General features: G+C 53.3%; 13 protein-coding genes. 2 read left to right on the top strand and 11 right to left on the bottom strand.

Annotated elements, in window-relative coordinates; all coding sequences use genetic code 11:
- Positions 1-49 precede the first annotated feature (49 nt).
- The 9 genes from HMPREF0577_RS03265 to HMPREF0577_RS03225 all read right to left on the bottom strand — a co-directional run bounded on the left by HMPREF0577_RS03265 (position 50) and on the right by HMPREF0577_RS03225 (position 9,378).
- A complete protein-coding gene (locus HMPREF0577_RS03265; RefSeq protein WP_004012244.1) occupies positions 50-2,614 on the bottom strand; it encodes a DEAD/DEAH box helicase in 2,565 nt (854 codons plus the stop codon).
- Positions 2,607-3,500, bottom strand: coding sequence for a DNA methyltransferase (locus HMPREF0577_RS03260; protein ID WP_211204929.1), 894 nt, complete (start codon positions 3,498-3,500; stop codon positions 2,607-2,609). Before HMPREF0577_RS03260 ends, HMPREF0577_RS03265 begins: the two co-directional genes overlap by 8 nt.
- Positions 3,501-3,526: 26 nt before the next feature.
- Positions 3,527-4,672, bottom strand: coding sequence for a site-specific DNA-methyltransferase (locus tag HMPREF0577_RS10820; RefSeq protein WP_004012240.1), 1,146 nt, complete (start codon positions 4,670-4,672; stop codon positions 3,527-3,529).
- 117 nt (positions 4,673-4,789) lie between these two features.
- Positions 4,790-5,146, bottom strand: a complete 357-nt coding sequence (locus HMPREF0577_RS03250) for a hypothetical protein (protein WP_004012239.1) — start codon at positions 5,144-5,146, stop codon at positions 4,790-4,792.
- Positions 5,147-5,148: 2 nt separating this feature from the next.
- Entirely contained in the window at positions 5,149-5,502 is a 354-nt protein-coding gene (locus HMPREF0577_RS03245) for a polymorphic toxin type 50 domain-containing protein (RefSeq protein ID WP_004012238.1), read from the bottom strand.
- Positions 5,499-6,281: a DUF4417 domain-containing protein gene (locus HMPREF0577_RS03240; RefSeq protein ID WP_248613665.1), complete on the bottom strand. Its 783-nt coding sequence runs from the start codon at positions 6,279-6,281 to the stop codon at positions 5,499-5,501. The genes HMPREF0577_RS03245 and HMPREF0577_RS03240 overlap by 4 nt, the downstream gene beginning before the upstream one ends.
- A 70-nt stretch (positions 6,282-6,351) precedes the next feature.
- A complete protein-coding gene (locus HMPREF0577_RS03235; protein WP_004012236.1) occupies positions 6,352-7,395 on the bottom strand; it encodes a helix-turn-helix domain-containing protein in 1,044 nt (347 codons plus the stop codon).
- Positions 7,396-7,647: 252 nt separating this feature from the next.
- The gene (locus HMPREF0577_RS03230; RefSeq protein ID WP_004012234.1) at positions 7,648-8,532 is read right to left on the bottom strand and encodes an SseB family protein; all 885 of its coding nucleotides are present in this window, start codon (positions 8,530-8,532) and stop codon (positions 7,648-7,650) included.
- Positions 8,533-8,556: 24 nt separating this feature from the next.
- Entirely contained in the window at positions 8,557-9,378 is an 822-nt protein-coding gene (locus tag HMPREF0577_RS03225) for a hypothetical protein (RefSeq protein WP_004012233.1), read from the bottom strand.
- 151 nt (positions 9,379-9,529) lie between these two features.
- Between HMPREF0577_RS03225 and HMPREF0577_RS03220 the strand changes: the two genes are divergently transcribed.
- Together HMPREF0577_RS03220 and HMPREF0577_RS03215 are read left to right on the top strand one after the other, a co-directional pair.
- Complete coding sequence (locus tag HMPREF0577_RS03220) at positions 9,530-9,898, top strand: RNA-binding S4 domain-containing protein (protein WP_004012232.1); 369 nt, start codon at positions 9,530-9,532, stop codon at positions 9,896-9,898.
- A 34-nt stretch (positions 9,899-9,932) separates the two neighbouring features.
- The gene (locus HMPREF0577_RS03215) at positions 9,933-11,207 is read left to right on the top strand and encodes an MFS transporter (protein WP_004012231.1); all 1,275 of its coding nucleotides are present in this window, start codon (positions 9,933-9,935) and stop codon (positions 11,205-11,207) included.
- A 263-nt stretch (positions 11,208-11,470) separates the two neighbouring features.
- On the opposite strand, the gene HMPREF0577_RS10810 is transcribed toward HMPREF0577_RS03215, so the two are convergent.
- Entirely contained in the window at positions 11,471-11,620 is a 150-nt protein-coding gene (locus HMPREF0577_RS10810; RefSeq protein ID WP_004012229.1) for a hypothetical protein, read from the bottom strand.
- Positions 11,617-15,429, bottom strand: a complete 3,813-nt coding sequence (dnaE, locus tag HMPREF0577_RS03210) for a DNA polymerase III subunit alpha (RefSeq protein WP_036342242.1) — start codon at positions 15,427-15,429, stop codon at positions 11,617-11,619. The genes HMPREF0577_RS10810 and dnaE overlap by 4 nt, the downstream gene beginning before the upstream one ends.
- Positions 15,430-15,469 lie beyond the last annotated feature (40 nt).

The following is a 15,469-nucleotide window of genomic DNA, read 5'->3' as shown; positions in this document are numbered from 1 at the left end:
TTTCCCAAATTTCTGCCGCCTGCCCCAGACAGGCGCAGCATAAACCCAACTAAACCAGGTTACTGACCGGCTGGGCGAGTGCCTTGAGATCGTCCCAAGAGTCGGCCGCCGCAATGTCGCTTTCAAAACCAATCAGATACCCCCAGTATTGCCCGGCAAAGGCTGTTTCAGCCGCCAGGCGCTGCACTAAAGCCTCCGCAGCCCGGCGTTTGGCCGCCACCGTCGCGTCATCCCGGCCGCGTTCACTCTTCGCCTCGATAATCCAGTGAACGCCTTGCCGGTCAAGTGCCACAAAATCCGGGAAATACCGGTCAAGAGCGTTGTAACTGACAAAAGCGCCATCCGCAGGGTGGAGACGGTGCCACCAGACAATGCTGGGCGAAGTGTTCAGCAACTTGGCCAGCTCGTATTCCCCAGTGTATGAATCGAAGGATTCGGCGCTAAACAACGATTTGAACCACCCCGCATATACCCGGCCGCGCACGAAATCGCGGCGGTTATCAATCTGGGCGTGTACCTTCTCCCCCAACAGCAAGATGTAGCCCGAACCGGGCATAGTTTTGGGGTGAATCACTGGGACTTCACGGATTTCTCGCGAAAGCTCCTTGATGTAGTCGCTAATTATTTTTCGCAGCAACGCTTGCGCACAACCAAGGGTTTTCACTGTCCAGTGCGCAAAGTCCACGCTATTACAGAAAATCGGCACCAAAAACGACTTTACGTAACCCGCAGTCTCGGGAGTTTTCGGCACCTGTTGAAGGTTCAACACCAGTTTCACCAGCGCGTGCTCGGCGGCCTCGGCTGCAACGGGTATCGAATCCACCTCGGCGCTCTCCAGGTCTGCCCCGTGCAGGTCTTTGCCTAAAGCGGCGACAATCTCTTTGCGCAGCAGCACATCTTTAGCGGAGGTGACCCGCTTGGCGGCATCCGCAATGGTCTTTCGAGGTATTGCGGACAAATCGAAACGCGGCTGTTCTTGTTTAACGGTGGTTACGGGGAAAGTGTACGTCACCTCGGCAAAGTCGGGGTTGCGGGTGATGGTCACCACTTGTGGTGGTTCGGGAAAGTTCGGGGTGCATGAGGTGCCAGTCTCGGGTATGTGGCGAATCGTCATTCCTGGCTGACCGGTTTCACTTGTTTCAACGCCGATGCTAACACCACGCGAGGCAGAAATCCTCCCGTCTGGGGAACCGTCCGCAGAAGCGTCCGGGGTACCATCCAGGGCATCACCACCGGATGCTTGTTCGGCAGCCTGACGAATCGCTGTTCTCACCCGTGACGGGTCGCTGTCTTTCACGGCTTGTTCCAGGCCGAATTGTTGCAAAACATTCTCGGCATCTAACAGCTCCTCGAAGGATTGGTGGGCAACAATATCCAGCTGGTCTATCTGGCCTACACCCGTGTACGCTCCGAAAGGCAGTCGCAGTCCACGTCCCATGGTTTGCTGGGTCAAAACCTCGGAGGCCATAGCACGCAGGGTCACGATTACCGCCACGTTCTTTACATCCCAGCCTTCCTTTAGCTTGTTCACGCTCACTACAGCTTTCACCGGTGAATCCGGTTTCTCCAAGCCGGCCAAAAAACGATTGGTATCTTCCTTGTCATGGTTGGAATCCACTTGCAATACGGCAAAATCTGATCCGAAGTATTCACTTGTACGCAGCAAAGAAGTAATTTGGTCGGCGTGTTCCGTATCCGCACACACCACCAGCAAAACCGCGTTCAACCGGGCGCGACTGTGAGTATCCGCATAGGTATCGTAGAAATCCTGTTTATAGGCACGAAGCTGTATCGCGTCTCGCAGTTGCTGTTCTTCCGAGGCCGCCGCACCCGTGTACCCGCCTTTGCGGAAGGCCAGCACTGGAGCTTTCACATACCGGTCTTGAATGGCACGATACAGGGGATATTCGTAAATCACGTGGTCTTTGGTCTTGTCCACCGAGGCGGTAAGCCCAATCATGGCGGCTGGTTGCAGCTCCCGCAAAGCCCCATGGAAAGCCTCGGCCGAAACCCCGTACAGATGCGATTCATCGGCTATCACTACCAGGTCATCAAGCTCGCGCAAATAGTCGAAAAGTACCCCGGCGTTTTCGTCGAAACGCCTAGGCTTACGCTTCATGGCCTCCTGGCCACTACCGTGGGTATCACCTTCCAAGGTTTTGGGGGCAATCAGCTGGTGGATATTGAAAATAAAAGCCAACACGGGAGTTTGTGCCCCCGAGGCCGGCTGTGTTCCACTGTTAAGCCGTGCTATCCACGGCGCATAGTTTTGCGGGGTAACTATGTCTGGTGGCACTGGGGAGCCCGCGATATAGCCGGGCTGTCCGGGCGTGAAGTTCGCGATGGTCTTGGCTTGCACGACTTTGCCGGGAGTGACTATCACCGCATTCCCCACACCTTTAGCACGCAGGTATTCGATAAAAGCCGCCATCAGGTATGTCTTGCCCACCCCGGTAGCCAGGTTCAGAACTTGCATCACTTCCGGGTCATAGTCCCCGTCCAGCACGAAAGCCAGCTGGCGCAGGGCTTCGCGGTTCGGGGCACGCAGGTCGAAGTCGGCGCTGATGGTTTCCAACAGTTCTGAATCGAAGGTAAGCTGCAAGCGCTTAGGCATTGTTTTCGCCACCTTTCCGGTAGGGGAAAATTTCGTCCGGGATGGCCACTACCCGCGAGCCTTTCCGAGCAAGGCGCAGGTATTCGCGTACTCCGTCCATAACGCTGGTGGCCGCCAAGGTGATTGTTTCTCCCGGCTGGGTGCGTGACACCAGGGAGTCTACGGTTTCATGAGTGGCCACTCCCTCGATGACTTTTAACAGGTTATTACCCCGTTTACCATCAAAGATATAGTCATCCTCGGCGTGTAACAGGGTGAACCCTAGGTTCGCCGCCACTGCCTCTACCAAAGTTTCCCCCGTGGCGGCCGGGGTTAACATCACTCGGTCGAGCTCTGGGTCATAGTCGAAACAAGCCGGGGACAGGTGTGCCACCTGGAAGCCTCCCCCACCGCGCCAGTTAATGGATTCTTTGCTACGTTCGGTTTTCGTGGCGGCTTTCAGCTGTTTGATTAACGGGTTCTTCGAGGCGGCTTTCTTTAGCTGTTTTAGCTGTGGATTCTCTTCCTCTTCAGGGTCGCCAGAGAGTAAATTCTTTAAGACGGCGTTGAATTTAGCGGCATCCTCCGGGCTAATCTTCTCGGGCAGCTCCACACCTTCGGCAGGAATATATTCACCTTTCTTAGTGTAGGTCACCCCGCCCGGATCCTGGTCGTTGATAACTTTCATGAGGCGCGGTTTGGTAAAACGCTCGAAAGTATCCGCTACCAGTTCGCAGGTCACCCAACGCCGCCCCATTTTCTGCGCCACCGCCGCCGTTGTCCCGGATCCCGCGAAACAATCCAGTACTATATCCCCCGGATTCGACCCAATATGAATAATCCGCTCCAACAGTCGCTCCGGCTTCGGGGTTGTAAACGGTTCCATCCCAGGAAAAAGAGCCTTAATCTCTTTTTTTGCTTTGTCTGAGTGACCTACATCTTGCCACGAAAAAAAATGCTTGGAGTCTTGCCGGAAGTCATATCAATTAAATAGCGTTTGAGATTGAATCCACCATAGCCATTTGATGTTGGGTAGTAAACGGGAAGATTTCCCTGAGCATATCTAGCTAAGCCTTTTTCTTCCGTCCAATCGAGCCAGACAAGCGGCCTAATATCTTCTCTTATAATTACTCCAGGTCCACAAACTTTTTCTCGGTTTACTTTCTCTTCAAAAGTAAAATCACCTGTGACGTATTCTCCCCAATCTTTGAATATCTGAAGCATTTTTATCTGTTCGTTAACCCAGTGATATCCAGGTCGGGGATAAACCATTTTTCCTGTTACAGGATGCTGAATCCCATAAACTCCGGGGTGCTGGCTTTTGCCAGGTTTTCCAGCACCTTCTCCAAATGCATTATCACCTTTCCACCTTCCCCTAATATCATTATCTGGGTTGCTGTAGCGCGAATCCATTTTTGGAGTTCTAGGTAGGGAATTTAACTGTAGATTATTCCTTTTTTTTGAATATACGAGTACTGTATCTGTAGAACTTACAAATTCAACTGATGAGTTATTTCCACCATAAGCCTTTTGCCAAATTACCTCGGAAATAAAATTTTCTGAGCCGAAGATTTCGTCGAGCAGCAGCCTCATGCGGTGGACTTCTACATCGTCTAGGTGTACCCAGATGGAGCCGTCTTCGCGCAGCAGTTTTTTGAGGTTTACCAGTCGGTCACGCATCATGGTCAGCCACACGGAGTGCTCCAGGTTATCCTCATAGTTAGCGAAAGTCTGGGCGGTGTTAAACGGCGGGTCGATATAAATCAGTTTCACTTTACCGACATATTTTTCGGCCAGTTCCGGTACCCGGGTCAGGGCTTCCAGTACATCCCCGGATTCCCCCAGGATTAGCAGGTTGTCGTCTTGTGGTTCCAAGTCGGCACGTTCGGTGTACCTGGACTTGTCGTTTTTGGGTGTCTGCGAGCCGGTAACATATTCGTCGAACACCAGAGTGTGGGTTTCACAGTACCTGGGGTCAGCCGGGTCAACCCAAGTGTAGCCATATTTCCCGGTCTCGGTGGGAATCAGGGCTTTGTCCTTGTTGTACCAGGTCAGTTCCAGTCGCTGTGCTTTCTCCACGCAGGCTCCTTTCGCCTTTGATTACCGTAACCACCCCTAATTATACAGTCTCACCTGGCTTCACCGCTGCCACGCACTCATTCATCACCGCCTGCGCCACTGACAGAGCGGCTCTAGTTATTTGCGCAACGGGTCGGTTTCCGCCGAATACACGACCTCGTCGGTTTCCACGTTCGTAATCAGGACGGGAAAATCGCGATAGTCAACAGTGAGAAATTCATTGTATCGGCGCGAACCGTCCTTAATTATCTCAGTAATCTCAAATGCAACCTGAAAGAATTCATCATACCTCGGGTCATCCATCTCAATATCCAAATCACAACCATTCTCCGAGTCATACGCCGTGTCAAATACGCCACGATACTCTTCGCCGTCAAAGAATCTAATGTCTAGCAAGGCTTGCGGATGGCGATAATGGTAGCGCACTACTTTCCATACTTGATATTTTTCCTCTGGGTGAAAATAGTTATACATAATTACTCCTTAGGTGCAGCAGGAACCAAATGGCATCCAGTTTTCGAATAATGAATTGTCGCTCTAGTAGTAGGGAGAGCGACAATACCACTGTCATCTTTAAAAATCCCAATTATCTGCCTGAAATCAATTACCTCTTTATTTGGTTTGCACCATTTACCTGTGCCCGCCTTGCGGTCAATAAGACGTTGAATTTCGACAATATCCAGGGTTACTGGGGATTTGCTCGGGTCATACCCCTTCTTCCCGGGCATATGCTTAATCTGTTTCCCATAGTGAACCGCAGTGGTGAACCCCCGCACCTCACGCGGTTTCTTCTTGTCATAATCATATAAGTTGCTTCGAGGCTTACTCACGCCACCCTCCTGTCACGCGAGCGGGTATAGGTATCTGCCGGAAAAACATAGATAGGAATATCAAGTCCTGCGGGATAGTCCAGCACACCATAGGCATCGGAACCATATACCACTATCGCGATTGGCTCCACCGTATTGACAATCACTTCAATTTCATCTCTGACAATGGCACGGTTCTCTGGCTCTTTTACCGTGCCATGCAAACCCAGCGCAATGACAGATTTGTGCGGCACGCCCGCCAAGGCGTAACATGCAGAATCCCTGCCGGATAGTCTTACATTTGCGATGGTAGGAATACCTCTGGCTTGCGCTGCAGCACCTAAGAGCTGGTTTCGATACGTGTTCGCCAGCTTCACCGGATAAGGTGCATCATAGTACAAAGAAAAGTCCGGGGATATTATCCCGTCAAATTCTCTGGCTGTGGAAAACAGCAGCTCTGAATCATCCCAAATTTCTTTAAATTTGTAATCATCTTCGTAAAAGTGCAGCCAGGCACCAGATTTATTGTCTGCCAGCTTCGCCTCTGACCACGCAACCAAACGCTTAGGAATCGTACTACAGGGAAGAATTTGAGGGATTTCCGATTCACCCCGTAAGCTTAGCCGTTCTAACAGGTGAGCATTTTTAAGTGCTCGAAGTTTTTTCGCATCCTTAAATAGTATTTGGCGAACCTTACCATGCTCTTGCGTTAGTCTGAATGCTTCACCCGGCACAAGTTTGGCTTCCATCCCCGGCAGAGTCGGCTGTGTCCACTGTAAACGACTCCCGATGCTAGTCATATATACCATCCTCCACAAGCTATACGATTCTCTAGTTGTCGCTTCCGGTACTGGTCTTGCCATTGTGCTATTAGCAGGCATATGCTGGCTGCCATGACAGTACCTCCTCCTGTATATTCGGGATAACGCGAGAAAGCGGGGAAGCCCAGGGAACTACTCCCAGCTTCTGCAGGTGACCAATAACGAACCACTCCGGAATATTCAGCGAATACGCCGTATCTGCTATCAATTCCCGTGAAGGACGACTAGGGTAGTCCAAAATCTGATTAGCCCCGATTATGTCGGCTGCAAAGTCATTAGCCTTAGCCTCACAATCATCTTCTGGATTCGTATAGTTGAGACACAGGGAACCTTCGATATGCCCTAACAGATGATGGCCGATTTCATGGAGCAGTGTAAATATCACAGAATCAGCTCTACCACCCTTCGCAGTAAGCACAATCACCGGAACCATGCGGTCACCTACCGGAATCCGGAATGATGCCCCGTGTAACGCCGCTCCCGGGAACACTTTTTTGGACACCAGTATCAAACCCACTTTCGCTGCCAGTTGAGGCAATTTTCTAAGCCACTTGATGTCTTTACTCTGCCGAGGAATAGACAGTGCCAGTTCCCGCAATCCATCTTTTTGAAAAGCCGGAAACTTGGGCGCACAAGACTGTACTTGGAGCTGCACCGCTGCCAACCAGGAAGCCTGTTTAGGTGTTACGACCTCGCCGGAACCTCGACGGCGTGTCGCTTCAACAATTTTCCTGGCAGGAGCCAAAGCCTTTTCCATTTGTTCAAAATCAAGATTCCCCTCAAAAAAACCGTCTTCCTGAAGCAGCCGAAGGTTGAAACGCGACTCGATGGCGGATCTGCGCTCAATAGCGCCAACATCTAAACGCTCGGTTTCTCGGGCAATCGCCTCGCGGATTCCTATCAACAGCAACTCTTCAGCAGATACCTCTAGTGCCGCACCGATAAGTACAGCGCCTTCCGCATCCAAAGCACGTTTACCATTCAGAATGTCGGAAATGTACTGCTTACTTTTACCAGCCACAGCAGCCAAATCGCTCTGATTCCAGTCCTTAGCAGTCATCTCTGCCGTTATCAACTCACCAAGTTTGCTCACTTCAACATCCTAAAGTCCGGGAATCTATGATTTCGAGATTCAGCTTACCAGATGGCATTGACGAATCCGCACAAAATCAACTAAAAGTGTTATTTATCACATTTCCGAGCGGAAGCGCCGGCTATCCCGACAAGCACCTCATGAACCCGTCACGCGGCGATGCCTGGCAGAATTGAGTGAAAATTTCGGTTTTGAGGTAAAAAACCGCCCTAAATCGCAAAATTTTCACTTATTTCTGCCACGTGGGACGAACTACGCCGGGGTGAGAGAGAAATACGTGACCCGGACGGTCAACTTTAAATCGCGAGCCAGCGCCCGTTGAAGACGTTTCAACGCCAATTTACGCTCCTCTAAGCCTTGGGGTACACGCAGCTTCAGATTCAAACCACCAGCCGGGAAAGGTTCGCTTGCCACGATTTCACAGGCCGTATGCGTCGCCGCCCGCGCCAATAGCTCCGGAATCTCTGGGTCATCCCAGGGCGCCAACCAGTCATCGCCGCAAGCCAAGGCGGTCAAGGCGTTACGTCCCAAGATTATCGTTTCGCATGAACCAAGCGGGTCGGTTCGAAAGGCCTCTTTCGCCTCGGTGGCAGAACCGTAACTATACACGGGGTCAAGCCACAGATTACCGCCATCGGTCAGCGCCGCCAACGCTACCCGCGCCGGATTCATCAACACGGGACGAGAAGCCTCCACTTCACTCTCAAAGGTCTGAGCCGAAGAATAAACCGGTGTAGCCACCCCCACTGGGGAATAGACAATGCCTAGTGACTCCGACACACAATTCACTACGTTTTCGGGCTTTCGCTCGCGAGCCCCGGATACGTGAATAACCGTGCTCTGTGTCAGGGGGGCATTTTCCTCGTAGTAGTTTTTAGCCCGAAAACCTGAGGTAAATACAGGCTGCTGTGCAGGGTCAAAACCAGGTGGCGCGAACTGCTCCCACGAATCCTTGATTATTTCCGAAGTCACCGGCTTCGGCACCGGCACCACCAGTCGTTCTGTGGCCAAAGCCCGGCACAGCGCCACTTGCGCCGCCCCGACATCCCCACACCGCGCCAGTTCCAGGGCATGTGCCGTCCCTGGCAGCAAGTCCCCTCTGTCCCCCGCATAGGGATTCTTCGGTATTTTCTTCATTAATGCCCTGCCCCCGCAAGGTAACTATTTCTTGCCACGCCGAGGTTTCCGCATCCCCTTACTGAGCATCTTCATAGCCTTCCACTGCGCAATATCCTTGGTTTCCACCGCCCCAGCAGCCTCGGTTTCCGCGACGCGCCCCAGCAGCAAATCCTCGATTTGCAGCGGCATTTGCACCAAGACCAAGCCGGAAGGCAAATCGGTTTCGAACTCGCCATTCGTCCAACGCCCCGCCAGTACTTGCCCAGTCACGCCGGGTTCCTGTTCGGTTCCGGGTGCTAACAGCGCCGAAAGCACCACCACCGGCACTCGGGTCAGTTGACTCAGAATACTGGCGATTTCACTGACGCTGGGATCAAAATCGGCCAGAGTATCCGCGATTAACGCCATCCCAAAGGCTTCCTCGCTCAGATTCAGTTCCAATACGCCCACCGCACCTGATTCGGTGGGCACCACCACCAGTTCGATATCACTTAGAGCACACAGTGCCGCCAAGGCATCGGCCGAGGCCAATGGGGTCAAAAAAACTACCCGCGCCCGATTGGAGTCGAGGTCTTCGGTAGTTTCCTGGGGTCGATCCAGTTCGGAAATTTCGGCTTCGAGCTTCCGCTGGTTGTCCGTCGAAAGTTCCGGCTCGCCCTGCCCCACCAGGGGCTCCATCTCGTCAAGTTCACCAAAATCATCCAGATTTGACACCAAATCCGCGAACTGCGCGTCAACCCGAGCTTGGTCATCGTGGGTGGGGTCAAAAGTTTCGTTCCCGTCGCGTTTGCTGGGGTTTTCCCATTCATCACGTTCGTTACGATTGTCACTTTCGTGGCGGTTTTCGTTGTTTTTCTCGTTCATGAGTCGCCTCCCGGATTGTGAATTCGCCGTGGAAACGACCGGGTCTGGGCATCCGGCACCGCGACTAGTGCCGTGGAATCTGGAACATAAAACACCCTTCCATCTTAACCGGATTACCGCCGTGTTCCCACTTTAGACCTCGGCTAGAATAATGCTCATGCGAGTGGATGTGTGGCTGTGGGCAACGCGGCAGTTGAAATCACGGTCTTTGGCGACCGCAGCAGCACGAGCCGGACACGTGCGAATCAATGGTATCACGGCCAAAGCTGCCAGCCAGGTCAAGGTTGGTGACGAGGTGCGGCTGCGGGTCAACGGCTTCGACCGCGTGTTGGAGGTGCTCGAATTGCTGCCCAAGCGGGTCGGTGCCCCCGAGGCGGTGAAGGCTTATCGGGACATCACCCCACCGCGATTGACCGACCCTGCCGCCGGCGCGGTGATATTCCGACCGCGTGGCACCGGACGTCCCACCAAGAAAGAGCGCCGTCAACTCGATGCGCTACGTGGCCGCACCGCATATTAATTTGCTCCCTTTTACGGTTTGATAAACTAAAGCGGTGGAATACCCTCATTGGCGTAGACTCGCCGCCTTCTATGTGACCTCCCAGACTGTTTCCTTGCTGGGTTCTTTCCTGGTGCACTATGCCATGATTTGGTACATCACCCTGACAACTAAGTCCGGTTCCGCCCTGGCTATCGCGACTTTGTGCGGGTTTATTCCTATGTTCCTGATTTCCGGCTTCGCGGGGGTCTGGGCGGATCGGTATTCGCGTCGCAAGCTAATCGTGGCGGCGGACGCGGTGGTTGCCTTGGCCACTTTGGTGGTCATGTTGGCATTCATGAGTGGCTATAAAGAATTGTGGCTGATGTACACGGTTTTAGCCATTCGTTCCCTGGGATCCGGCGTGCAGAGCCCTGCGGTGAGTGCTTTGACCCCACAGTTTGTCCCCAAAGAGCGCCTGATGAAAGTCAACGGTATCTTGGGTTCCGTCCAATCTTTGGGCAATGTAGCCAGCCCAGCGGTGGCCGGTATTCTGCTAACGTTTTGGCCACTGTACCTGGTGTTCGCCGTGGACGTAGTAACCGCGATTATCGGGATTTTCCTGCTACTGGTTTTTGTGAAAGTGGGACATCACAATCCGGGGGTGGCTCATGAAACTTCGCAACTGCGGGAATTCAAACTGGGCTTGACCTATGTGCGCCAGCATTTCTTTGTGGGGCGTTTCCTGACCTACCAGGCGCTGTGTACTTTCTTTCTGGGCGGGCCGGTAATTATTGGCAACCTGCAGATTACTCGGGTTTTTGGTGCTGATTCCTGGCGTTTAGCCACTGTGGAAACCTGTTTTGGGATTGGAGCAGCCTGGGGCGGCCTGGCGGTTTCTGCCTGGGCAGGGGCCAAACAGGAATATAAAACTATTGGTATTGCTCTGACTCTGTTGGGGGCTTTGACTATGGGCTTAGCAGTATCACCACAGTTTTGGTGCTTTGCGGGGTTTACCGCACTAATAGGCTTGGCGGTGCCTTACTGTTCGGTGCCGACCATGACTCTGTTGCAACGCACGATAAATCCCGACCAAATGGGTCGAGTCATATCCATTTCCACTATGATTGCCACCGCCACGATGCCTTTAGGCTCGGGAATTCTTTCTCCATTAGCCGATGCTTTTGATGTGCGCCTGGTGATGGCAATTTCTGCCCTTGGCCTGGCCTTGTCTGGATTGTTGATTTGGCGCGACCGTCAGTTCGCCAAAATTCCCCTTCCCGATGCGTACTCTGAATCCGAGTCCGAACTTGAGCAACCCGCTGCTACCACTGTTGAAACAGCAGAATAACGAGGTCATCAGGGCAGTTCAGCGGCTCTAGGACGTGTTTTGCAGAACCGCTAGGCCGCGAATTACAGGATTTACGGCGAGTTGCGACAGCGGGGTAATTTCACGTAGAAAAATATGCAGTAAAAACGCGAACCTGTCACGATGCTGCATATAGTACAAGCAATTGTATGCGGATGGCGACTCGTGAACGGGGCGAACAGCCTTGCGCAACTTTGACTACGGCTTCCTGAAAGATACCCTGCTTCCCGGACGACTGGTGGGGGTCACCTGATGACAGCCAGGAAGCTAGGCTGTAACAGTTCCAAATATCTGCCCACAGTCTCAGCGATAATACCCGGTGCCACCGGAACCATGTCTTTGGCAAGAGCGCGCAGACTTACGTCGCTAGATAGTGACCGCGCTATCGCGTTCATGAGGTGCTAGTCCCAGTGGCGGGGAACTGGGAAACCGTGGCCACCGGGATTCCCAAATCCGGTGTATCTCCGCTGGCACCTAATGCAGCCGAATCAAAACCATCCAAAGCAGGAGGCGAAGCCGTACTGGAGGTGGGGACAGCGGCGATGTCAGGCACCGTATCACCAGGGGCATCGGGCGACAAAGAGCCAATCGAGCCACCGAAAATATCAGATTCGTTAGCGGCGCGGGCGCGCAAAGCCGCCACGGGGTCAACCCCAGGTTCCACTATAACGTCATTACCCAGTAAAGCCCGCAATTCCTCGAGGAAATCCGGCCCGGCATTCACGCCCTGATCAAGTTCCAAGACTGGCGCCTCATGACCATCCCACACATGCAGCCGCACCGGAGCTTCGCCCGGAAAACGTCGCATCAAATCACCAAAAGCATTCATGGCCTCCCAGGTACAACGCTGCTGGGGCAAGAGTAACTCAACTTGGTCAAGGTGATCCAGACGCGCGGTGATATCCGGCACCGACAAATCTTGTCCGAAAACCGAGGCGCTCTCGTCCTCACGCTTCAACCTTCCCCCCACGGTAACAATCCGGTCAGGCTCTAACGCTGCCCCTACCGTTTCGTACGTCTTGGGAAAGAACAGGACGTTAATCGCCCCGCTCATGTCCTCCAAGCGTGCAATTGCCCACGGCTGGCCGGTACGTTTCGAAGTCTTGTGCTCTACCGAGGTAATCAGACCCGCAATCCGCACTTCAGCATCATTGGGCTTACCATCCTCGCTGGTCAACTCGATAATCTGGTCGGCGGCAAGGCGACGCAACACGTTCTCCATCCCGGAAAGCGGGTGATCCGAGACATACAGACCCAGCATTTGCCGCTCAAAAGCCAGTTTATCCTTTTTCGGCCACTCCTTGAGAGCGGGAATCTCGACACTGAAGCCCTCTAGCAAATCGTCCCCGCCCCCATCCAAAGACGCGAACAAGTCAAACTGTCCTTTAGATTCCTGGCGCTTCAAGGAAATCACTGAATCCACGGCTTCTTCATGTACCGCCACCAAAGCGCGACGCGCCACCCCGAAGGCATCAAAAGCCCCCGCCTTGATAAGCGACTCAATCGCGCGTTTATTACAGACTTCCGCCGGGACTTTGTTCAGAAAATCCTGGAAAGACGTATAAGCACCTTTGTCACGGCGCGACTTGATGATGCCTTCCACCACGCCCTCGCCCACATTGCGAATCGAAGCCAGGCCGAAGCGGATATCGGCTCCATCCGGCGCGAAAGTCGCTACCGAGGCATTCACATCCGGGGGAAGCACTCGAATCCCCATGCGGCGAACTTCATTGAGGTACATCCCCAGTTTGTCCTTGTCAGTCTGGGTGGTCAGCACCGCCGCCATGTACTCGGTGGGGAAATTCGCCTTCAGATAGGCCGTCCAGTACGCTATCAGCCCGTAAGCAGCCGAGTGGGACTTGTTAAAGGCATAATCCGCGAAAGGCACCAAGATATCCCACAGGGTTTTACAGCAATCTTCGGAATACCCATTGCCCAGCATCCCGTCGTGAAATTTTACGTACTGTTTGTCCAACACGTCTTTTTTCTTTTTACCCATGGCCTTGCGCAAAATATCAGCCTGTCCCAGGGTGAAACCCGCGACTTTCTGGGCGATAGCCATAACCTGTTCCTGGTAGATAATCAGGCCATAGGTGTATCCCAAAATATCCTTGAGGGGGTCGGCCAACTCGGGATGAATCGGTTTAATCCCCATCGCCCCATTCTTACGCAAGGCATAGTTAGTGTGGGAATCCGCCCCCATGGGTCCTGGCCGATACAGCGCCACCAAGGCTGAAATATCGTCAAACTCGGTAGGACGCAGCTGTTTGAGCAAGGTGCGCATACCCCCACCATCAAGCTGGAACACTCCCAAGGTTTCCCCCGATGAAAGCAATTCATAAGTAGCCCGATCGTCAATCGGCAGGTGTTCCAAATCTGGGGGTGTTTTGCCGTTTAACTTGATGTTATCCAGGGCATCAGAAATAATCGTCAGGTTCTTTAACCCCAGGAAGTCCATCTTCAACAGCCCCAAGTGTTCACAGGTGGGATAGTCGAACTGGGTGATAATCGCCCCGTCCTGCAAACGTTTCATCATCGGGATAATATCCGTCAGTGTGTGACTGGACATAATCACCGCACAAGCATGAACCCCCCACTGGCGAGTCATGCCTTCCACCCCAGAGGCCAGGCTGAAAATAGCCTGGTTTTCACCCGTACTGGCCACGACCTTGCGGAATTCTTCGGCTTCCTTATAGCGGGGATGGTCTTTATTGTAAATCTGGGACAGCGGAATATCTTTGCCCATTGCCGCTGGTGGCAAAGCCTTGGTCAGGTTTTCGCCCACCGAGAACGCTGCCCCGGAAATCCGCGCCGCGTCCTTTAGAGCCTGCTTGGTTTTAATCGTGCCATAGGTCACAACCTGGGCAATTTTGTCCTTGCCGTATTTGCGAGTCACATACTCGATAACCTCTGCGCGGCGCCTATCGTCGAAGTCCACGTCAATATCGGGCATGGACACGCGCTCGGGGTTCAAGAATCGTTCGAAAAGCAAACCGTGTTGCAAAGGATCCAAGTCAGTAATCCGCATCGCATAGGCCACCATCGAACCCGCCCCGGAGCCACGCCCCGGCCCCACCCGGATGCCCTGCTGTTTGGCCCACTGGATGTAATCCGAAACTACCAGGAAGTATCCCGCAAACCCCATCTGCAGGATAATCCCCACCTCGTAATCCGCGCGCTTACGTACTGCTTCGGTGATGCCTTGCGGATAACGGTAGTTCAGGCCGCGTTCTACTTCTTTGACAAACCAGGATTCCTCGTTCTCGCCAGCCGGAACCTGGAACTTCGGCATAAATGAGGCTCCGTCATCCACTGTGGAAAACTTCACTTCGCACTGTTCGGCTACCAGCAAAGTGTTGTCGCAAGCCTGGGGCAAATCGCGAAACAGCTCGCGCATCTCGTTGCTGGGTCGCAGATAGTAATCCGTGCCATCGAAGCGAAAGCGGTTTTCATTGTTCAACTGGTCGCCCGAGTTGATGCACAGCATGGCATCCTGGATTTCACGATCTTCTTTGTTAACATAGTGCGAATCATTAGTCGCCAACAGGGGCGCGTCCAGCGCCTTGGCCAGGCGCAACAAGTCTTCACGCACCCGGCGCTCAATGCTCAAACCATGATCCATCAGTTCTATGTAAAAAAACTCCTTGCCGAAAATGTCTTGCAGCTCCCCGGCGGTACGCAAGGCCTCGTCATAGAGTCCCAAGCGGAGCTTTACTTGTACTTCCCCCGAAGGACATCCCGAAGTTCCAACCAGCCCCCCGGCGTAACGTTGCAACAGTTCGCGATCCAGGCGTGGCCACTTCCCCATCTGGCCATCAATCGAGGCCAAAGAACCCAAGCGAAACAGGTTGTGCATCCCCTCGGTGGTACGCGACAGCAAGGTCATATGCGTATAAGCCCCATTGGCCGACACATCATCCCCGGCCTTCTGCTGTTCCAAAGTCCCCCAATGCACCCGCTTCGTGTCAAAACGCGAAGTTCCCGGGGTAACATAGGCTTCCAAGCCGATAATTGGCTTCACCCCGGTCTTGACTGCCGCCGCGTAAAACTCATAGGCACCAAAGAGGTAACCGTGATCTGTAATCGCCACCGCCGACTGGCCGTTCTCGGCAGCCTTCTCTACCAGGCGCGCTACCTTTGCCGCCCCATCTAAAATCGAGTAATCAGTGTGAACATGCAGGTGAACAAAATCAGAGGAAGCCATGCCCTCCATTCTATCGGGACTGTGAAGAGGGAGCTAACCC

The sequence above is a fragment of the Mobiluncus mulieris ATCC 35243 genome (assembly GCF_000160615.1).
GTDB lineage: Bacteria > Actinomycetota > Actinomycetes > Actinomycetales > Actinomycetaceae > Mobiluncus > Mobiluncus mulieris.
The sequence above is the reverse complement of the archived record's forward strand: the minus strand, read 5'-3'. Positions and strand labels throughout refer to the sequence as shown.